Source organism: Bradyrhizobium cajani, from assembly GCF_009759665.1.
Classification (GTDB): domain Bacteria; phylum Pseudomonadota; class Alphaproteobacteria; order Rhizobiales; family Xanthobacteraceae; genus Bradyrhizobium; species Bradyrhizobium cajani.
This window is the reverse complement of record NZ_WQNE01000003.1, coordinates 296,726-317,073: the sequence shown is the minus strand read 5'-3', so window position 1 is coordinate 317,073 and position 20,348 is coordinate 296,726. Positions and strand designations below refer to the sequence as shown.

Below are 20,348 nucleotides of genomic sequence, written 5' to 3'. Positions count from 1 at the left end.
TCCTTGCATCAAAGCGCCACCTCAGGGAATTCCCATGCCAAGCATCCCCGTTCTTCCGACGCTCGTCAGCATCACGGGCACCGATCCGTCGTCGACCGACGCTGCGGTCGTGCACTACACCGTCACCTTTTCGAAGCCGGTGTCCGGCGTCACGGTCGACCAGTTCACCCTCGCGACGACGGGTGGCATCAGCGGTGCGGGCATCACCGACATCACGCCGGTGGCCGGCAGCAACGGCGCGAGCTACACGGTTACGGTGAATACCGGTTCGGGGAGCGGTTCGCTGGGGCTGCAACTGACCGGCACCCATGTGCACGATTCCAGCGGCACCTATATCGGACCTTTCCAGTCGGAAACCGCGTTGGGCAGTTCCGCCCGCTTCAGCCTGGTCGATTCGACGGCGGTCGGCGACGTGAACGGGGACGGCGCGCTGGATCTGGTGGTTCTGCGATCCGGCAGCACCTTCAGTTACTCATATGAAGTCAAGATCAACGACGGCACCGGCCATTTCACCTCTACGACGGTTGCCGGAGCTTCGGAGTTTCCGTCATCCGCTGCATTGGCTGACGTCAACGGCGACGGGAAGCTCGACCTGCTGGTCTCGATCTATCAGACGTTTTCGGTGAGTGTCAGGCTCGGCAACGGCAACGGCACGTTCGGCGCGGTGACGAAGTATACGGCTGGCGGTTTCATCAGTGCGGTCGGTGACTTCAACGGCGATGGCAAGACCGACGTCCTCCTCAGGACCGACAGCAACGTCTCGGTCCTTCCCGGCGACGGCAACGGCGGTTTTGGAACGGCTATCTTCACGAGCCTGCCCACGAGCGCCTATCCCGTTACGACCGGCGATTTCAACGGTGACGGCAAGCTCGATCTGGTGACGCGGAATAATTCCGACTCGGCGGTCAACATGTGGCTCGGCAACGGCGACGGCACGTTCCAGTCGCCGACCCAGGTCGGAAGCGCGTCGGCGACCTTCATCAAGGGCGACTTCAACGGCGACGGCAAGCTCGATCTTGCATTCGCAACGGGCACCTCGGTCGCCGTTGCGCTCGGCAACGGCGACGGCACCTTTGCATCGACGCAGACCTTCCAGACACCGGCGAGCGTCAAATCCATGGCCGCCGCCGACGTCAACGGCGATGGAAAATCCGACATCGTCGTCGTCGGGACCAACAGCACGCTGTCGTCGTTCTACAGCCGCGGCGACGGCACGTTTGGTCCTGCCGGGACGGTGCCGCTGGACTCGAGCACCGGCAGCGTGACGGTAGCCGATCTGAACGGAGACGGGAAATCCGACGTGGTCGTCGAATACAGCACGAGCAGCAGCTTTCCCGGCGAGGACATCCTGCTCACCGCACCCGATCCGACCACAACGGTATATACGATTAATCGCGCGTTGCCGCCGACGGCCATCATCGATGCGGACGTGACACCGGGCTCGGACGGCAACAACTACATCAACGCGGCGCACTTCCACGGCGGGGCGACGACCCTGACCGGCATCGGCAATGCCGGAGACACCATCACGGTGACCAACGCCGGCGACAATTCCGTCGTTGGCGTCGCTACTGTCGGCAGCAACGGCAGCTGGAGCCTCGGCGTCTCCGGCCTCCAGGACGGCTCGCCCTACAGCTACGTAGCGACCGCAACGGACGCGCAGGGCCACAGCGTGTCCGGGCCGGCCTTCACGTTCAAGGTCGATGCCAGCGCGCCTGTCCTCGCGATCACGGGCATCGCGAACCATGACTCCACGTCCAACCTCATCGACATCCAGGGGACGCTCGATCTCGCCGACGCGCCGGCCACGCTGACGGTGTCGTTCGGCACGACCGATATCGCTGTTAACAGCACCGACGGCACCTGGCACCTGGACAGCAAGTTTCCGGCAGCCGGACTCTCCTATGTGACGGCCCGCCTGCGCGACGCAGCCGGCAATACCGGTGTGTCGCAGGCCATCCCGTTGCTCTACGGCTATACGATGACCAATGGCATCTCGCTGACGAACGCGATCGTCGTGGCGGCTCCATCGGTTGCCTTCACCCCGAGCGTCGTCGTCGGCAGCAGCGCGACCCTGGTCGCGGCCACCGTTCTTCGCAACGGCGTCGAAGAGGATTACGGCATTTCGACCGGATCGGTGGTCAAGAGCGGCGGCATACAGCGCGTCTTCGGCGTCGGCACAACTGCCGCGACGATCGAAGCTGGCGGCTATCAGGACATCCGCGATCGCGGCATCGCGACCGATACCGTCCTGTACGGCTCCCAGTATGTCTACTCGCGCGGAACCGCGGCTCACACCACCGTCAAGGCGGGAGCCAACCAATTCGTCGCCAGCGGCGGCCATGCAACCGGCACGGTGATCGAGCTCTCGGGCATTTCGCAGATCGCCGCTGGTGCAGACGAGCACGGCGCGACCATCCTCGGCACGCAATATCTCAACGGCAGCAGCTCCGGCGCGACCATCGGCGCCGGCGGCGTCCAGTACGACTACGGCGCCTCGAGCGCCGCGCTGGTCCAGAGCGGCGGCATCCAGCACGTTTATCAGAACGGCAGTGCCGAAGGCACCACCATTGCGGCGGGCGGCTACCAGGACGTCTACCATGGCACGGTCACCAACACCGTTGTCGACGGTGACCAGCAGGTGCTCGCCGATGGCACGGCCGACGGCACCACGATCAATGCCGGCGGCCGGCAGTATGTCGGTTCGGGCGGGGCGACCACCGATACGACCATCGCAGCCGGCGGTTTCCAGTATGTCGACGTTGGGGCGACCGACAGCAGCGCGGTCATCAATGGCGGCTGGCAGTACGTCGCGGGCTCTGCGAGCGGCGCGACCGTCAGCGGTCGCGGCGAGCAGGACGTTGGCGCCGGCGGCACGGCGGCGAACACGCATCTGGATGGCGGCACCGAGCATGTCTATGCCGGCGGCCTCGCCCAGAACGTCGATTTCGACGGCTCGGCCGGCTCGACCCTGGTGCTCGACGCCCCAGTGGGCCTTACCGGCACGATCGCCAATTTCGGCGCTGACGACTACATCGACTTCCGCAACACCGTGATCAGCAGTGTCGATGTCGACAGCGCGAACAATCTGACGGTCACGACCGACGGCGGCCAGAGCTACTCCTGGGCGCTGCTCGGACAGTATGCGGCCTCGTCCTTCGTGCTGGCGTCTGACGGCAACGGCGGCACGGCGCTGAGCTACGTGCCGCAGCAGCAGACGCTGCTCGCGGCCGCTCACTGAGGACTGGCAACCAACACGAGCGGGCACCGGCTTCCACAGCCGGTGCCCGTTCAAATTGACCTCGGCGGGACTCTCGCATAGATCGTCTGTCACCGTTGCGAGGGGTCATGCGGTTTCTGACGACATTCCAGCTTGCCGATTTTGCGGACACGCTGATCAGCCTGTTCACGGCGTTTGTGCTGGGCACGCTGATCGGCGCCGAGCGGCAGTACCGCCAGCGCACCGCGGGCCTGCGCACCAACGTCCTGGTCGCGGTCGGCGCCGCCGCCTTCGTCGATCTCGCCATGCATCTGACCGGTGCCGACGGCTCGGTGAGGGTGATCTCCTACGTCGTCTCGGGCATCGGCTTTCTCGGCGCCGGCGTCATCATGAAGCAGGGCATGGACGTGCGCGGGCTCAACACCGCGGCGACACTGTGGGCCTCGGCCGCCGTCGGCTCCTGCGCCGGCGCCGACATGGTCGCGCAGGCTGTGGCGCTGACCGTGTTCATCATCGCCGGCAACACGCTGCTGCGCCCTCTGGTCAATGCCATCAACCGCATCCCCCTCAACGAGAAGGCGCTGGAGGCGACCTACTATTTCAAGCTCGCGGTGGCGGCCGACGCCCTGCCGGACATGCGCGACCGGCTCGTCGACAGGTTGGAGGCCGCGAAATATCCGGTCGCCGATATCGACGCGGTCGAGATCGGCGACGACATTCTGGAGATCGTCGCAAAGCTGGTAGCGACTGCGGTCGATCCGAACGAGCTGAACGCGGTGGCCACCGATTTGCAGCATTTGCCGGGCGTGCGCCACGCGACCTGGGAAGTCAGCACCACGGAGTGAATGCGGCGTTTTGGCGCGCAGCCGCATGGTTCCTCCCGCCGGGGACGGAACCGCCATGCGGCGATTTCGTTGATCCCGCGGACAAAGGCGGTGATCGACATGACCGGCCAGAATGACAAGCGCAGACTGAAGCTCGATCTGATGATCGCCTGTTCGCTGTTCGCAGCCGGCGTCGTGGTGTCAGGCATATCGATAGCCCAGATCCGGGCCCAGAACCGGATGCAGATGGTACAGGCGACGCCGCCGCTCCAGGGCACCCCGTCCGACGATCAAAGCAAGACGCCCGCGGAATCCAAGCCCGGCGGCGACCGGCCGACCACGCCGGCCCCCGAGCCTGCGCGCCCCGATCCGCAGACGCAGGGCGCGGCGGGTGCGGCCAAACCTGCATTGCCGCCGGCACCAGCGGAGAAGATCGCTCCGCCCATTGAGAAGAAGTAGGCTTTTCTCCGCCGTCATTCCGGGGCGCGACGTAGTCGCGAACTATGATGCGCAATTGCGCATCTGAGAATCCATTTACCCGCAGACTCTGCCGCCCGATGGATTCCGGGCTCGCGCTTCGCGCGCCCCGGAATGACGGGCGGGGAGAGGCGGCCCCTCACCGCACCAGAACATTCCGGAACTGCCAGGGATCGCTGGTGTCGATGTCTTCCGGAAACAGTCCCGGACGATCCGTCAGCGGCGTCCAGTCGGTGTAGAAACCCTTCACCGGGCCGAGATACGGCATCTGGATTTCCAAGAGACGATTGAAATCCATCTCGTCGGCTTCGACGATGCCTTCGTTCGGGTTTTCCAGCGCCCACACCATGCCGCCGAGCACGGCGGAGGTCACTTGCAGGCCGGTGGCGTTCTGATAGGGCGCCAGCTTGCGGGTCTCTTCGATGGAGAGCTGCGAGCCGTACCAGTAGGCATTGTTGTCATGGCCGAACAGCAGCACGCCGAGTTCGTCGATGCCATCGACGATTTCGTTCTCATCGAGAATGTGGTGCTTTTCCTGCATCTTCCCTGCGCGGCCGAACATTTCATGCAGCGACAGCACGGCGTCGTCGGCCGGATGATAGGCATAATGGCAGGTCGGCCGATAGATCGCCGTGCCCGATGCGTCGCGCACCGTGAAATAATCGGAGATCGAGATCGACTCGTTGTGGGTGACGAGGAAGCCATATTGCGCCCCGCGGGTCGGGCACCAGGTGCGCACGCGCGTGTTGGCGCCGGGCTGCATCAGATAGATGGCGGCGCCGCAGCCGGCTTCGTGGGTATGTGCATTCTCGGGCATCCATTTTTCGTGGGTGCCCCAACCGAGTTCGGACGGCTGCATGCCTTCCGACAGGAAACCTTCCACCGACCAGGTGTTGACGAAGACATCAGGCTCTTTCGGCGACTTGGAGCGCTGGGTGTCGCGTTCGGCGATGTGGATGCCCTTGATGCCAGCCTGCCGCATCAAATCCGCCCATTCGGCCTTGGTCTTCGGCTTGGGGGCATTGAGCTTCAGATCGGCGGCGACATTGAGGAGCGCCTGTTTGACGAAAAATGAGACCATGCCGGGATTGGCGCCACAGCAGGAGACGGCCGTCGTCGAGCCGGCGGGACGCGCCCTCTTGGCGGCCAGCGTCGCTTCGCGCAGGGCGTAGTTGGAGCGCGCTTCAGGGCCCTTCGACGAATCGAAATAGAAGCCGAGCCAAGGCTCGTTGACGGTGTCGATATAGAGAGCGCCGAGCTCGTTGCAGAGCTCCATGATGTCGGTGGAGCCGGTATCGACCGAGAGATTGACGCAAAAGCCCTGGCCGCCGCCTTCGGTCAGCAGCGGGGTCAGCAGCTCGCGATAATTGTCCTTGGTCACGCCCTTCTGGATGAAGCGTACATTGTGCTTCTCGCAATGCGCCTTGCGGCCCTCGTCCTTGGGGTCGATCACGGTGATGCGCGACTTGTCGTAATCGAGATGCCGCTCGATCATCGGCAACGTGCCTTTGCCGATGGAGCCGAAGCCGACCATGACGATGGGGCCGGTGATCTTCGCGTAGATCTGCGAGGGAGGGCTCATGGGATGGTTTCTCCGGAACGTGCTGGCGGACAATGGGTGAGGGGTGGATCAGGCGCTGCGGCGCTTGGCGGTGACTTCGATCTCGACCTTCATCTCGGGCTTGGCGAGGGCGGTGACGACCAGCAACGTCGCCGCCGGCCTGATGTTACCGAGAACCTCGCCGCAGACGGCGAAGTGGGCATCGATATAGCTAGCGTCGGTGACGTAGTAGGTCGCACGGACGATATCGGCCATCTCGAATCCGCCCTCCTTTAGGGCGGCTTCGATGGTCTTGAAGCAGTTGCGTGACTGGCTCGTGACATCGGCCGGCATCGTCATCGTCGTGTAGTCATAGCCGGTGGTTCCCGCGACGAAGGCGAAATCGCCGTCGATCACGGCGCGGCTGTAGCCGACGGTCTTCTCGAGCGGGGAGCCGGTGGAGATCAGGCGACGGGACATGATTTTGGACCTCGACTGAAAGGGAGTGTTTCGCGGGGTTAAAGGGCGTTTCCGGGGCCTGCGCAACCCCAAAGGAACGGGCTTAGTGCGGTGCGGGCGCGGCCGGGCGCTGCCGCGGGGCGCGGCTTCGGTCGTCGCCATCATGGCAATCCGTTAAGCCGCGTGCGCCTGGAGGGCGCGAACCGACCTCCGTTTGGGCAGGGCCGCGCCGGTCGGGACGATCATCCCCTCGGCGCCGTCGAGCGCACCTTCGGTGAATTCGATCGCCAGCAGGCGGTCGCGCTCGAACGGACCGGGCAGCGACAGCTTGCCGGTCTTCGCGGCCGCGAAGCCGAAGCGGGCGTAATAGGGGGCATCACCGAGCAGGATCACGGCGGCATGCCCGCGCGCCCGGGCGGCGGCCAGCGCTTGATGCATCAGCGCGGCGCCGATCCCGAGCTCGCGGAAGGCAGGGTCCACCGCCAGCGGTCCGAGGACCAGGGCGGGCCTGTCTCCGGCGCTGACGTGCCACAGCCGCACGGTTCCCACGAGCTTGCCCTCGCGCATCGCCGACAGGGCAAGGCCTGCGGCGGGCGCACGTCCGTCGCGCAGGCGCTGGCAGGTGCGGCCATGGCGGTTCTCGCCAAAGCAGGCATCGAGCAGCGCTTCGCGCATCGCGACATCGGCAGCGCGTTCCGCACGGATCGCGAACGGAGCGGCTTCCGAAGTGAGTGCAATTCGTGGCTTCCGAGGAGCAGTCATGGCGCGTCAGTCCCCGCTTGAACCGACGTGCGTGCAGCACGCCGGTCCAAGACGTCGTCAGAAATCGAAATGTCAGGGAGGAGCCGGCAAGCCGGCTCCCGGGTTCGTCAGGCCTCGGAAAGGAGGCGGATCAGATCTGGCAAATCAGATGTGATACGTCTTCAGCGGCGGGATGCCGTTGAACGCCACCGCCGAGTAGGTCGACGTATAGGCCCCGGTGCCTTCGATCAGCAGCTTGTCGCCGATCTCGAGCGTGACCGGAAGCGGATACGGGGTCTTCTCGTACAGCACGTCGGCGCTGTCGCAGGTCGGCCCCGCGAGCACGCACGGCGTCATGTCCGCCCCGTCATGCGGGGTGCGGATGGCGTAGCGGATCGACTCGTCCATGGTCTCGGCGAGACCGCCGAACTTGCCGATGTCGAGATAGACCCAGCGCACCTCGTCCTCGTCGCTCTTCTTCGAGATGAGCACGACCTCGGATTCGATGATGCCGGCGTTGCCCACCATGCCGCGGCCCGGCTCGATGATGGTCTCCGGAATCTGGTTGCCGAAGTGCTTGCGCAGCGCGCGGAAGATCGAGCGGCCGTAGGTGACGACCGGCGGCACGTCCTTCAGGTACTTGGTCGGGAAGCCGCCGCCCATGTTGACCATGGACAGGTTGATGCCGCGCTCGGCACAATCGCGGAACACCTGCGAGGCCATCGCCAGCGCACGGTCCCACGCCTTCACCTTGCGCTGCTGCGAGCCGACATGGAAGGAAATGCCGCACGGCTCCAGGCCCAGGCGCTTGGCGACGTCGAGCACCTCGACCGCCATCTCCGGATCGCAGCCGAACTTGCGCGACAGCGGCCATTCGGCGCCGGCGCAATCATAGAGGATGCGGCAGAACACCTTGGCGCCGGGAGCGGCGCGGGCGACCTTCTCGACCTCTGCGACGCAGTCGACCGCGAACAGACGAATGCCGAGCGCGAAGGCGCGCGCGATGTCGCGCTCCTTCTTGATCGTGTTGCCAAAGGAGATGCGGTCGGGCGTCGCGCCAGCGGCCAGCGCCATCTCGATCTCGGCGACCGTTGCGGTGTCGAAGCAGGAGCCCATGGAGGCGAGCAGGGACAGCACTTCCGGCGCCGGGTTCGCCTTCACGGCATAGAACACGCGGCTGTCGGGCAGCGCCTTGGCGAAGCTCTGGTAATTGTCACGCACGACCTCGAGGTCGACGACGAGGCACGGCTCGGTGTCGAGGCCATCCTTGCGGCGGTTGCGCAGGAATTCCTGGATTCGTTCGGTCATGGCACTCTCCAACGGTCCCAGCGACGGGATCCGCATCAACGTGACGTCGGATAAGAGTGCTCTGGCCACATCGCGCGATGGAGGCGCGTTGAGGCCAAAATACTCAAACCAGACTGTGCTGCCGTGGATTGGTTGGGAGAGATTCCCGCCCGCACACCTGGCAATGAAGGACAAGCCTTTTCAGTAGCCCGCGCCGGCGTTGGAATGCCGGTAGAGACCAAAAAAGCCCGATCCGTCGTTGCTTTAAGTCGCGTCCCCCGTTGAGAGCGGGGTGCGCCGGTTCGCCTCCGGCTGCCAGTCACGGTTGCAAAAAGTGAAGTCACCTTCGACAAGGCATCTCTTTGAGAGAGATGCTGGACGCTCCGGGTTTGCCTTCCGTCTTCTGGCTATGAGCCTTCCGACTTCTGCACTTCCGAAGAGCCCCTCGGCTTCTTCACCCCTTGGCGGCTGTCCGGCCTCTTGTCCGGATACCTACCGACTGACACACGACCACAGGCACGTGCGAAATTGGGCAAGACCGCACATAAGCGTTTTGAATCCGCTTCGCAAGAATTTTTTTAGGCTGAGGGCAGAATTGCCTAACACCTGCTTGCGCAGTGTTGCGCGAGCGACGCGGAAGATGAACGTGCGTTAAGTTTTTCGGAGCAGCGCGCGTCTCTCGCGCGCGCGAGAAGCGTCAGCGGCGCTTCGTGAAAGGTTCGACGCGCTGAGCTGCGCGGATGAACGCGGTCATCACCAGCACACCGAGCGCGAACAGCACGGCTTGCAGGATGTGCGCGCCCTGATCTCCCAGACCGAACAGGATCGCGAGCGCCCAGCCGCCGGCGAAGGCCGCGCCGAACACCTCGGCGCCGATCAGGATGGCGGCGCTGATGACGGTGATGACGCTCGGCCAGACGATCTGGCGGGAGGACGAGGCAGGCGCGTTCATGAGCTCAGGAGTCCCTAGGTCTTCGAGGGCCGCAATCTCCCCGAAAAGGCGGCCGGGAGCAAGGGCAAATGGCCCAAAAAAGCCCGATCGCGTGCTATAGCTGGCCCCAACAAATCAGCTCAAAAACCGGGACTTGTGATGTCAGAACCCCGCCAGATTACGGACACCGAGACCAACCCGCTGCTGAAGGCGTGGGTGACGCCGTTCTCAACCCCGCCCTTCGACGAGATCAAGCCGGAGCACTTCCTCCCTGCCTTCGAGCAGGCCTTCGCCGACCACTCCGCCGAGATCGCGGCGATCACCAACGATCCGGCGGCGCCCGACTTCGCCAACACCATCACGGCGCTGGAGCGCTCCGGCAAGCTGCTGAACAAGGTCGCGGCGGTCTTCTACGACCTCGTCTCGGCGCATTCGAATCCGGCCATCCTGGAGATCGACAAGGAGGTCTCCCTGCGGATGGCGCGGCACTGGAATCCGATCATGATGAACGCCGTGCTGTTTGGCCGCATCGCCCAGCTGCACGAGAACCGCACCGGTCTTGATCTCGCTCCGGAGCAGCGTCGCTTGCTGGAGCGCACCTACACCCGCTTCCACCGCGCCGGCGCCGGCCTCTCCGAGGAGGCCAAGACGCGGATGGCCGAGATCAACGAGAAGCTCGCCCAACTCGGCACCAGCTTCAGCCATCATCTGCTCGGCGACGAGCAGGAGTGGTTCATGGAGCTCGGGGAGGCGGACCGCCAGGGCCTGCCCGAGAGCTTCGTCGACGCGGCCAAGGCTGCGGCAGAAGAGCGCGGCATGGAAGGCAAGGCCATCGTGACGCTGTCGCGCTCCTCGGTCGAGCCGTTCCTGAAGAGCTCGGCCCGGCGTGACCTCCGCGAGAGGATCTACAAGGCCTTCACCGCGCGGGGTGACAACGGCAATGCCAACGACAACAACGGAACCATCGTCGAGATCCTGAAGCTGCGGGAAGAGAGCGCCAAGCTTTTGGGCTACCCGACCTTCGCCGCCTACCGGCTCGAGGACTCCATGGCCAAGACGCCGGATGCGGTGCGGGGCCTCCTGGAGCGGGTCTGGAAACCGGCAAGGGCGCGGGCGCTTGCCGACCGCGACGAGATGCAGGAGCTGATCACCGCCGAGGGCGGCAATTTCAGGCTGGCACCCTGGGACTGGCGTTACTACGCCGAAAAGCTCCGCCTCCAGCGCGCCAATTTCGACGATGCCGCGATCAAGCCGTATCTCACCCTCGACCACATGATCGCCGCCGCCTTCGACTGCGCGACGCGCCTGTTCGGCATCACCTTCGAGGAGCGCAAGGACGTGCCGGTCTGGCACCCGGACGTTCGGGTCTGGGAGGTGAGGGGGCCGGATGGCAAGCACAAGGCGCTGTTCTACGGCGACTACTACGCCCGGCCGTCGAAGCGCTCCGGCGCCTGGATGACCTCGCTGCGCGACCAGCAGAAGCTCGATGGCGAGATCGCCCCGGTCATCATCAATGTCTGCAACTTCGCCAAGGGAGCAGGCGGCGAGCCCGCGCTGCTCTCGCCCGACGACGCCCGCACGCTCTTTCACGAGTTCGGCCACGGCCTGCACGGCATGCTCTCCAACGTGACCTATCCGTCGCTGTCGGGCACCTCCGTGTTCACCGACTTCGTCGAGCTGCCCTCGCAGCTCTACGAGCACTGGCAGGAGCGGCCCGAGGTGCTGCAGCAGTTCGCCCGCCACTACCAGACCGGCGAGCCGCTGCCGGACGATCTGCTTCAGCGCTTCCTCGCCGCGCGAAAGTTCAACCAGGGCTTTGCCACGGTCGAGTTCGTCTCCTCGGCGCTGGTCGACCTCGAATTCCACACCCAGCCGGCCTCTGCCGCGCAGGATGTGCGGGCGTTCGAGAGACGCGAGCTGGAGAAGATCGGCATGCCCGAGGAGATCTCGCTGCGCCACCGGCCGACGCAATTTGGTCACATCTTCTCCGGCGACCACTATGCGGCCGGCTATTACAGCTACATGTGGTCGGAGGTGATGGACGCCGACGCCTTCGGCGCGTTCGAGGAGGCCGGCAACATCTTCGATCCTGCCGTGGCCAAGCGCCTGCACGACGACATCTACTCCTCAGGTGGATCGGTCGATCCGGAAGCCGCCTATGAGGCGTTCCGCGGCCGCCCGCCGGAGCCCGACGCGTTGCTCCGCCGCCGCGGCCTGCTCGACGACGCCGAGGCGGCCTGATGGGCATGCGCGCCCTTCTCGGCCTGCTGCTCGCCGCGTGCCTCACGCTCGCGGCGGGTCCGGCGCGCGCGCATCCGCATGTCTGGATCACCGCGACCAGCGAGCTGCTCTACGCACCTGACGGCAGCATCACCGGCGTCCGCCACGCCTGGACCTTCGACGACATGTTCTCGGCCTATGCGGTGCAGGGGCTCGAGGCCAAGACCAAGGGCGCCTTTACGCGCGAGGAGCTGACGCCGCTGGCGCAGACCAATGTCGAGTCGCTGAAGGAATACGCCTACTTCACCTTCGCGCGAGCGGACGGCAAGAAGGAGCGATTCCAGGAGCCGGTCGACTACTTCCTCGACTACAAGGATACGGTGCTGACCCTGCACTTCACGCTGCCGCTGAAGACCCCGGTCAAGCCGAAGCAACTGGTGCTCGAAGTGTTCGACCGCTCCTTCTTCATCGACTTCCAGATGGCCAAGGACAACCCGGTCAAGCTGGTCGGTGCGCCCGCCGGGTGCCAGATGAAGCTGGAGCGCCCGAACGACGGTACCGCGAGCGCCCAGAAGCTCAACGAGCAGACCTTCCTGAACGGCGAGAATTCCAATTTCGGCATGATGTTCGCCAACAAGATCACGGTGGATTGCCCTTGAAGCCGCAACTCTCCCCGCTCGCGCGCGGGCTGCTCGCCTGCGCTGTGGTTGTCGTCGTGCTGGGCGTCGCCGATGCCGCGCTCCACGATCTCTTCGCGCAAAACCCGTTCGGCGCCCCCCGCCCGGCGCAGGCGACCGAGCCCGAGGCGAGCGGCCTCATCGGCTGGCTCCTGGCCAAACAGTCGGAATTTTATCGCCAGATGTCCGCGACCATCCGCGCCGCCAAATCCGACGGCTCGGCGGTGTGGACCCTGCTTTTCATCTCGTTTGCCTACGGAATCTTCCACGCCGCCGGTCCCGGCCACGGCAAGGCGGTAATCGCCTCCTATCTCGTCGCCAATCGCGAGACCGCGCGGCGCGGCATCGCGCTGTCGTTTGCCTCGGCCCTGATGCAGTCGCTGGTGGCGATCCTGATCGTCGGCATCTCGGCCTGGATCCTGAACGCAACCGCCAGGACCATGTGCAAGGCGGAAGGCGTGATCGAGATCGCAAGCTACGCCCTGATCGCGCTGTTCGGCCTGCGGCTGGTCTGGGTCAAGGGCCGTACATTCATCCGCGCGCTCCAGGCGGCCCAGCCGGTGCCGGCGATGGCTGGCGTGCCGCATGACCATCATGATCACGATCATCACCATCATCATGATGCGCATGATCATCACGGCCACGATCATCATCACCACGGTCACAGCCACGACCACGCGCACGCCCATCACCACGCGCATGACCACGTCCACGACGAGCATTGCGGTCATTCCCATGGTCCCACACCGAGCGAACTCGCCGGTCCCGGCGGCTGGCGGCGCGGGTTTGCCGCGATCCTCACCGTCGGCATCCGCCCCTGCTCGGGCGCGATCCTGGTGCTGGTGTTCGCGCTGGCCCAGGGCCTGTTCTGGGCCGGCATCGCCGCAACCTTCCTGATGGGATTGGGCACGGCGATCACGGTCGCGGCCATCGCGGTCATCGCTGTCTCCGCCAAGGACATCGCGCAGCGCCTCAGCGCGGGGCGTGACGGCGGCGGCGCTCTGTTCATGCGCGGCATCGAATTCGGCGCCGCCGGCCTGGTGCTGCTGTTCGGCGTCGGCCTGTTGTTCGGCTACATCGCGGCGGAACGGACGACGTGCTTCTGACGCGAAAGCCTCGTAGCCCGGATGGAGCGAAGCGCAATCCGGGACGGTATCGCGGCGTGGAAGGTCCCCGGATTACGCTTCGCTCCATCCGGGCTACGCTCACACCGGCAAGAACCGCTTCAAGGCCGGCATGAAGAAGATTCCGAGATTGATCGCAAAGCCGATGCTCCAGAGGATCGAGCGCAGCGTCGGGCGGTTGCCGAGATAGGTCAGCACATAGGCGATCCGCACGATCAGGAACAGCGCCGCGAGCTCATCGATCAGGCGCTGCGGCGATTCCCGGAATTCGGCGAGCAGGACGGCGAAGGCGAAGAACGGGAACGTCTCGATGCCGTTCTGGTGTGCGCCGAGCGCACGCTGCGCGAGGGCGTCCCCGAAGAAGGCGGGATCGCGCGGCCGGGAATTGTCGAACGTGCGAAACCGGATCCATTTGATCGAGACGATCGTCGCAAGGTAAAGCAGCAGCGCTCCAAGGACGCACCATTCCGCGAGTGTCATCGGGCCCTCCCGCTTGGGTGCGACCCTAGCGAAATCGCCCTCATCTTGACAAGTTCGGTGCAACGCGCGACGCAACGGGTATCATGATGACCGTTGCCCCCATCGCGACCGCAACGCCCGCCGTCCGGTCCAGCCAGGTGCGCGTCGGCGTGCTCCTGATCAATCTCGGCACGCCGGATACGGCCGATGCGCCCGGCGTGCGGGTCTATCTCAAGGAGTTCCTCTCCGACGCCCGCGTCATCGAGGACCAGGGCCTGGTCTGGAAGCTGGTGCTGAACGGGATCATCCTGCGGAAGCGGCCGCGCACCAAGGCGCTCGACTACCGCAAGATCTGGAACACCGAGCGGAACGAGTCGCCGCTGAAGACCATCACGCGCTCGCAAGCCGACAAGCTCGCTGCCGCATTGTCGGACCGCGCGCATGTCGTCGTGGACTGGGCGATGCGCTACGGCAATCCGTCGATCAAGGCCGGCATCGATGCGCTGATTGCGAAAGGCTGCGACCGCATCCTCGCCGTCCCGCTCTATCCGCAATATTCCGCCTCGACCTCGGCGACGGTCTGCGACGAGGTGTTTCGCGTGCTCGCCTGCCTGCGCAACCAGCCGACATTGCGGGTGACGCCGCCTTACTACGAGGACGCGGCCTATATCGAGGCGCTCGCGGGTTCGATCGAGGCGCATCTGGCGAGCCTTCCCTTCAAGCCGGAGCTGATCGTCGCCTCCTTCCACGGCATGCCGAAATCCTATGTCGACAAGGGCGATCCCTATCAGCAGCACTGCATCGCCACCACCGCGGCGCTGCGCCGCCGGCTCGGCATGGACGAGACGAAGCTGCTGCTGACCTTCCAGTCGCGCTTCGGCAATGACGAGTGGCTGCAGCCCTACACCGACAAGACCATGGAGCGGCTGGCGAAAGAAGGCGTGCGCCGCATCGCGGTGGTGACGCCGGGCTTTGCCGCGGACTGCCTGGAGACGCTGGAGGAGATCGCGCAAGAGAATGCCGAGATCTTCAAGCACAATGGTGGCGCGCAGTTTTCCGCGATCCCCTGCCTCAACGACAGCGAGCCCGGCATGGATGTGATCCGTACCCTGGTGCTGCGCGAGCTCCAGGGCTGGATTTGATGGCTCGTCCCATGAACCGCCGCGAACTCCTGGCGCTTCTTGGGACGATCACCGCGCTGCCGTCCTCGGCGCTGGCGCAACAGCCGAACGCGACGCGCAGGCTCGGCGTGCTTTCGGTCACGGCCGCCGATGACGCGATCGGGCAGACGCGCAGCGCCATCCTGGTCGAGGCGCTCGCCGGCCACGGCTGGAAGGAGCACGACAATCTCAGGATCGACTGGCGCAGCGGCGCCGGCGACCGGGCGCGGATCGCGCGGCTCGCGGACGAATTGATCGCGCTCAAGCCCGACATCCTGCTCGCCGTCGGCACCCCCTCGGTGGAGGAGCTGCGCCAGCGCACCGCGACGATCCCGATCGTGTTCGCCGTGGTCACCGATCCCGTCAGCCAGGGCTTTGTCCAGAACCTCGCGCATCCCGGTGGCAACGTCACCGGTTTCACCGATTACGACGGGCCGCTGGCCGGAAAATGGCTGGAGATGCTGACGCAGGTCGCGCCGCCGGTCCGCCGCGTCTTCGTCGTCTACAATCCCGCCACCGCGCCGTTCGCGCCCCTGATGCTGCACACCATCGAGGACGCCGCGCGGACGCTTCACGTGACGGTCGAGCCCGCGCCGGTGAACGACGCCGCCTCGATCGCGGCGCTGGCCTCGCGCAAGGACGGCGGCCTGCTGGTGCTGCCCGACTTCTTCACCATGGCCAATCGCGCGCATCTGCTGGCAGCGATCGCGGAGGCGCGCGTCCCCGCGGTGTTCTGGAGCCGCACCTTCGTCGACGAGGGCGGGCTGATGTCCTACAGCACTGACAGCGCCGAGCAGCTGCGCCGCGCCGCCGCCTATATCGACCGCATCCTCAGGGGCGCGCAGGCGGCTGACCTGCCGGTCCAGAATCCCACCAAATTCGAGCTGGCGATAAACCTGAAGACGGCGAGGGCGATCGGCGTCACGCTGTCCCCGAGCCTGCTCGCACTCGCGAACGACGTCATCGAATAGGGTTATCCCTGGCGGCCGGTATGGCCGGATGGGTCAATGTCCGCCGCTAAAGCATGATCCGGAAAAGTGCGTAGCGGTTTTCCGAAAAGATCATGCTCAAACAATAACCTAAAGTGCGATGACGATTCATCCTAATCTCATCGCGCTTTAGGTCCACGCCGGTCGGCTTTCAAGAGCACCCTCGCAAATACTTAATCGTGACCGTTCCCTCTCCGTGCGTCTTGTGCAGAATTGCGCCAATGCCGACGTGAATCGCGACCGCTGAACCCTTAAGGTCGCGTTCCCGACCTATGACAGCGCGTGAAAGGGCATTTTCCCGCCTTGGAGGAAATATGAGCGGTTTCGATATTTTCGCGATTGTTCTGGTGTTGCTCGTCATCGTCACCCTGCTGGCCGGCGTGAAGACGGTGCCGCAGGGCTATGACTGGACCATCGAGCGGTTCGGCAAATACACTCAGACCTTGAACCCCGGGCTCAATCTGATCGTGCCCTATTTCGATCGCATCGGGCGCAAGATCAACATGATGGAGCAGGTGATCGACATCCCCGAGCAGGAGGTGATCACCAAGGACAACGCCACCGTGACGGTTGACGGCGTCGCGTTCTATCAGGTGTTCGACGCCGCAAAGGCGAGCTACGAGGTCGCCAACCTCAACCAGGCGATCACGGTCCTGACCATGACCAACATCCGCTCGGTGATGGGCTCGATGGATCTCGACCAGGTGCTGTCGCATCGCGACGAGATCAACGAGCGCCTGCTGCGCGTCGTCGACGCCGCGGTCTCGCCCTGGGGCGTCAAGGTCAACCGCATCGAGATCAAGGACATCGTGCCGCCGGCCGACCTCGTCGAGGCCATGGGACGGCAAATGAAAGCCGAGCGCGTCAAGCGCGCCGACATTCTCGCCGCCGAAGGCCAGCGCCAGTCGGAAATCCTGCGCGCCGAGGGCGCCAAGCAGGGGCAGATCCTCCAGGCCGAGGGCCGCCGCGAAGCCGCCTTCCGCGACGCCGAAGCGCGCGAGCGTTCCGCGGAAGCCGAGGCCAAGGCGACCCAGATGGTCAGCGAAGCGATTTCCAAGGGTGACGTCGCTGCGTTGAACTATTTTATCGCCGACAAATATATCAAGGCGTTCGGGCAGCTGGCCGACTCGCCCAACCAGAAGGTGATCATGCTTCCGGTCGAAGCGATGAGCATGCTGGGCTCGCTCGCCGGCATCGGTGAGATCGCCAAGGCGACGTTCGGCGAGAGCGCGGCCTCCGCTGCGGCGGCCGCCCGCCGCGGCTCGGTGCCGTCGACGGGCCCGACGCCGCCGTCCGTGCCGCCGCAGTGATGGGATCAATGTGCAGGCCCCGGAAAAGTGGCTACAGGTTTTCCGATAAGGGCATGCGCCACTTCAAAGAGGTCGTGTCATGACCGAAACATTCGTATCGCTCGGCACCTGGAACTGGCTGATCTTCGGCTTCATCGTGATGGCGCTCGAGGTGCTGGCGCCAGGCGTGTTCCTGTTCTGGCTCGGGCTCGCCGCGCTGCTGGTGGGCCTGATCTCGTTCGGCTTGCATCCGTCCTGGCAGATTCAGCTCGTGATGTTCGCGGTATTCGCCGCCGCCGCCGTGCCGGTGTGGCGCCGCCTCGCCCGGTCGAAGCAGGATGCGAGCGCCAGCCCCTTCCTCAACAAGCGCACCGAGGCTCTGCTCGGCCGCGAGTTCACGCTGGAGAAGCCGATCATCGACGGCTCAGGCACCGTACGCATCGGCGACACCGTCTGGCGTGTCGCCGGCCCGGATACGCCGGCCGGGACGCGGGTGAAGGTGGTGCGGGTGGACGGCGCCAATCTGACGGTGGCGGCGGCGTAGGTCGCCGTCATTGCGAGCGCAGCGAAGCAATCCAGACTCTCTCCGCAGCGGCAGTCTGGATTGCTTCGCTGCGCTCGCAATGACGAGTTCGTTGGGATGGCCTCACCGGCCTCACCATACTTAGGCGTCGCTTTTGTCACGCCACCTCTCCGCAAATCTGTGCAGCGGCATGAACGTCGCGCACAATTCCCGCCCCAGCGCTGTCAGGCTGTAGCCTCCACCGTCGCCGAGCTCCACGAACCCCGCCTCCCGCAACTCGCCCAGCCGCGCTTGCAGCACGGTCGGCGAGGCTTCGTCACAAGCCGTGCGCAAGCCGCGCGAGGTGAGGGCGCCGTCGCGCAATTCCCACAGGATCCGCAGGCTCCAGCGCCGGCCGAGCAGGTCGAGCAGCGCCATGATCGGCCGTCCCGTGCGCGAACCGCGCACGCTGCGCGACCTGGAAGCGGTCTGTTTCGGCATCGTCGCCCCTTGCGTCGTGCTACAGATTATGTAGCATTGTGCTACGGTAATTGTAGCAACGGAGACGGCCCATGTCCCAGCCGATGCCGCGTATCGCGCCGCTCGATCCGCCTTATCCCCCGGAGATCCAGGCGCAGTTCGACCGCATCATGCGCGGCGCGCCGCCGCTGGTGCTGTTCCGCGTGATGGCGGGCCACAGCCGCGCCTGGGACAAGTTCCGCGCCGGCGGCCTGCTCGATCCCGGCCCGCTCTCGTTGCGCCAGCGCGAGATCGTCATCGACCGCACCTGCGCGCTGAACAAATGCGAATATGAATGGGGCGTGCATGTCGCGATCTTTGCGGGACCTGCGAAACTCAGGGAAGAGGAGGTGCGTGCCACCGTGCAGGGCGATGCGGCATCACCGTGCTGGTCGCCGCCCGAGCAGGCACTGATCACGGCAGTCGACGCGCTGCACCATCGCGCGACGCTGAATGACGAGGAGTTCGCCGCGCTGTCGGCGCATTACGACGCGGCGCAGATTCTGGAGATCATGCTGTTGTGCGGCTTCTATCGCACCGTGTCGTATCTGGCGAACGGCCTGAGGCTGCCGCTGGAGGAGAACGCGGCGCGGTTTGCGCTGCCCCTCTAACCGCCGTCATTGCGAGGAGCTCTTGCGACGAAGCAATCCAGACTGTCTCCGCGGAGGCAGTCTGGATTGCTTCGCTGCGCTCGCAATGACGATGATGAGGCGGATGCGTGCCTCACCCTCGCCGTCATTCCGGGGCGCGCGCAGCGCGAACCCGGAATCCATCGTGCAGCAACCTCTGAGATGAATGGATTCCGGGCTCGCGCCAAGTGGCGCGCCCCGGAATGACGACGCGGAGAGAGGCGCGCCCTACGCCACGCCCGCCCGCAACAGATCGTGCAGATGCACGATCCCCACCACCTTGCCCGCCTCGGTCACGACCAGCGTGGTGATCTTGCGCGTGTTCAGCACCTCTATCATCTCGGTCGCGAGCATCGAGGGCGGCACCGTCTTCGGCTGCCGGGTCATGATCTCGTCGACCGACACCGTCAAGAGATCGGGCCGCATGTGGCGGCGCAGATCGCCGTCGGTGATGATGCCCGCGATCCCGCCGGCCTCATCGACGATGCAGACGCAGCCGAGACCCTTGGCCGACATCTCGACCACGGCCTCCGACATCTCGGTGCCGAGCGGCTTGACCGGAATCTCCGCGCCGGTGCGCATGTAGTCGCGGACGAATTTCAGCATCGCGCCCAGCTTGCCGCCGGGATGGAAATGCGCGAACTCCAGCGCGGTGAAGCCGCGGCCTTCGAGCAGCGCGATCGCGATGGCGTCGCCGATCGCGGCCTGCATCAGCGTCGAGGTGGTCGGCGCCAGATTGTGCGGGCAGGCCTCCCGCGCCTTCGGCAGCTCGATCACGATGTCGGCGGCCTGCCCGAGCGAGGACGCCGCGTTCGACGTCACCGCGACCATCGGGATGGCAAACCGCGCCGAATAGTTGACGAGGTTCTTCATCTCCGGCTGCTCGCCGGACCAGGACAGCGCCATGATGACGTCGTCGGGCGTGATCATGCCGAGATCGCCATGGCCGGCTTCGGCAGCGTGGACGAAGAAGGCCGGCGTGCCGGTCGAGGCGAGCGTCGCAGCGATCTTGCGCGCCATGTGGCCGGACTTGCCCAGCCCGGTGACGACGACGCGGCCCTTGGCCTGGCGGATCAGATCGACGGCCGCCGCGAAGGTCGCGCTTAACGGGCCGCGCAGCGCCGCTGAGAGTGCGTTGATGCCCGCGCTTCCCGTCTCCAGGGTGCGGAGCGCGGATTCGACGCTGGCGGGGGGGGAGCCGGATGATTGGGTCATCAGCGGTTTCGAACTCGGCATGCTTCTGTCCAGGGAGGAGGGGCACGATCGGCCCGTTGCGGCCTCCTTAGCACGCCGCGGCCTGC

Annotated in this window: 19 protein-coding genes; 11 read left to right on the top strand and 8 right to left on the bottom strand. The window is 65.3% G+C overall.

Translation table 11 applies throughout. The annotated features are described in order from the left end of the window. Positions 1 to 34: 34 nt before the first annotated feature. The 3 genes from GPL20_RS06415 to GPL20_RS06405 all read left to right on the top strand — a co-directional run bounded on the left by GPL20_RS06415 (position 35) and on the right by GPL20_RS06405 (position 4,503). Entirely contained in the window at positions 35 to 3,241 is a 3,207-nt protein-coding gene (locus GPL20_RS06415; RefSeq protein ID WP_157328750.1) for an FG-GAP-like repeat-containing protein, read from the top strand. A gap of 107 nt (positions 3,242 to 3,348) precedes the next feature. Beyond that, the gene (locus GPL20_RS06410; protein WP_157328749.1) at positions 3,349 to 4,065 is read left to right on the top strand and encodes an MgtC/SapB family protein; all 717 of its coding nucleotides are present in this window, start codon (positions 3,349 to 3,351) and stop codon (positions 4,063 to 4,065) included. Between the two features lie 99 nt (positions 4,066 to 4,164). Continuing rightward, on the top strand, positions 4,165 to 4,503 hold the full coding sequence (locus tag GPL20_RS06405) for a hypothetical protein (protein ID WP_167532916.1): 339 nt from the start codon (positions 4,165 to 4,167) through the stop codon (positions 4,501 to 4,503). 157 nt (positions 4,504 to 4,660) lie between these two features. Here GPL20_RS06405 and GPL20_RS06400 read toward each other — a convergent pair whose 3' ends face one another. The 5 genes from GPL20_RS06400 to GPL20_RS06375 form a co-directional block, all read right to left on the bottom strand. Beyond that, positions 4,661 to 6,103 (bottom strand): homospermidine synthase, encoded by a 1,443-nt coding sequence (locus tag GPL20_RS06400; protein WP_157328747.1) that lies wholly within the window; start codon positions 6,101 to 6,103, stop codon positions 4,661 to 4,663. A gap of 48 nt (positions 6,104 to 6,151) precedes the next feature. Next, a complete protein-coding gene (locus tag GPL20_RS06395; protein WP_157328746.1) occupies positions 6,152 to 6,541 on the bottom strand; it encodes a RidA family protein in 390 nt (129 codons plus the stop codon). 153 nt (positions 6,542 to 6,694) lie between these two features. Further along, complete coding sequence (locus tag GPL20_RS06390; RefSeq protein WP_157328745.1) at positions 6,695 to 7,282, bottom strand: GNAT family N-acetyltransferase; 588 nt, start codon at positions 7,280 to 7,282, stop codon at positions 6,695 to 6,697. Between the two features lie 144 nt (positions 7,283 to 7,426). Beyond that, a complete protein-coding gene (locus GPL20_RS06385) occupies positions 7,427 to 8,569 on the bottom strand; it encodes a type III PLP-dependent enzyme (protein WP_157328744.1) in 1,143 nt (380 codons plus the stop codon). A 676-nt stretch (positions 8,570 to 9,245) separates the two neighbouring features. After that, a complete protein-coding gene (locus GPL20_RS06375) occupies positions 9,246 to 9,500 on the bottom strand; it encodes a hypothetical protein (RefSeq protein WP_157328743.1) in 255 nt (84 codons plus the stop codon). A gap of 138 nt (positions 9,501 to 9,638) precedes the next feature. On the opposite strand from GPL20_RS06375, the gene GPL20_RS06370 reads away from it, so the two are divergent. Genes GPL20_RS06370 through GPL20_RS06360 form a run of 3 tightly spaced genes read left to right on the top strand, consistent with a single transcriptional unit; the run spans position 9,639 to position 13,482 of the window. Next, positions 9,639 to 11,720 carry a M3 family metallopeptidase gene (locus tag GPL20_RS06370; RefSeq protein ID WP_157328742.1) on the top strand — a complete coding sequence of 694 codons (2,082 nt, stop codon included), beginning with the start codon at positions 9,639 to 9,641 and terminating at the stop codon, positions 11,718 to 11,720. Beyond that, positions 11,720 to 12,358 carry a DUF1007 family protein gene (locus GPL20_RS06365; protein ID WP_157328741.1) on the top strand — a complete coding sequence of 213 codons (639 nt, stop codon included), beginning with the start codon at positions 11,720 to 11,722 and terminating at the stop codon, positions 12,356 to 12,358. Before GPL20_RS06370 ends, GPL20_RS06365 begins: the two co-directional genes overlap by 1 nt. Further along, positions 12,355 to 13,482, top strand: coding sequence for a nickel/cobalt transporter (locus tag GPL20_RS06360; protein ID WP_205751139.1), 1,128 nt, complete (start codon positions 12,355 to 12,357; stop codon positions 13,480 to 13,482). Before GPL20_RS06365 ends, GPL20_RS06360 begins: the two co-directional genes overlap by 4 nt. Before the next feature lie 99 nt (positions 13,483 to 13,581). On the opposite strand, the gene GPL20_RS06355 is transcribed toward GPL20_RS06360, so the two are convergent. Continuing rightward, positions 13,582 to 13,980, bottom strand: coding sequence for an MAPEG family protein (locus tag GPL20_RS06355; RefSeq protein WP_157328739.1), 399 nt, complete (start codon positions 13,978 to 13,980; stop codon positions 13,582 to 13,584). An 83-nt stretch (positions 13,981 to 14,063) separates the two neighbouring features. Here GPL20_RS06355 and hemH point away from each other — a divergent pair, with 83 nt between their 5' ends. The 4 genes from hemH to GPL20_RS06335 all read left to right on the top strand — a co-directional run bounded on the left by hemH (position 14,064) and on the right by GPL20_RS06335 (position 17,941). Further along, entirely contained in the window at positions 14,064 to 15,101 is a 1,038-nt protein-coding gene (gene hemH / locus GPL20_RS06350) for a ferrochelatase (RefSeq protein ID WP_157328738.1), read from the top strand. An 11-nt stretch (positions 15,102 to 15,112) separates the two neighbouring features. Then, on the top strand, positions 15,113 to 16,090 hold the full coding sequence (locus GPL20_RS06345; RefSeq protein WP_157328873.1) for an ABC transporter substrate-binding protein: 978 nt from the start codon (positions 15,113 to 15,115) through the stop codon (positions 16,088 to 16,090). Positions 16,091 to 16,422: 332 nt separating this feature from the next. Further along, complete coding sequence (locus GPL20_RS06340; protein ID WP_157328737.1) at positions 16,423 to 17,418, top strand: SPFH domain-containing protein; 996 nt, start codon at positions 16,423 to 16,425, stop codon at positions 17,416 to 17,418. 79 nt (positions 17,419 to 17,497) lie between these two features. After that, a complete protein-coding gene (locus GPL20_RS06335; RefSeq protein WP_157328736.1) occupies positions 17,498 to 17,941 on the top strand; it encodes an NfeD family protein in 444 nt (147 codons plus the stop codon). A gap of 120 nt (positions 17,942 to 18,061) precedes the next feature. Here the strand turns inward: GPL20_RS06335 and GPL20_RS06330 are convergent, their stop codons facing one another. Beyond that, entirely contained in the window at positions 18,062 to 18,337 is a 276-nt protein-coding gene (locus GPL20_RS06330) for a winged helix-turn-helix transcriptional regulator (RefSeq protein WP_246250121.1), read from the bottom strand. A gap of 134 nt (positions 18,338 to 18,471) precedes the next feature. Here GPL20_RS06330 and GPL20_RS06325 point away from each other — a divergent pair, with 134 nt between their 5' ends. Then, a complete protein-coding gene (locus tag GPL20_RS06325) occupies positions 18,472 to 19,029 on the top strand; it encodes a carboxymuconolactone decarboxylase family protein (protein ID WP_157328734.1) in 558 nt (185 codons plus the stop codon). Between the two features lie 246 nt (positions 19,030 to 19,275). Here the strand turns inward: GPL20_RS06325 and GPL20_RS06320 are convergent, their stop codons facing one another. Beyond that, a complete protein-coding gene (locus tag GPL20_RS06320) occupies positions 19,276 to 20,283 on the bottom strand; it encodes a KpsF/GutQ family sugar-phosphate isomerase (RefSeq protein WP_167532915.1) in 1,008 nt (335 codons plus the stop codon). Between the last annotated feature and the right edge of the window lie 65 nt (positions 20,284 to 20,348).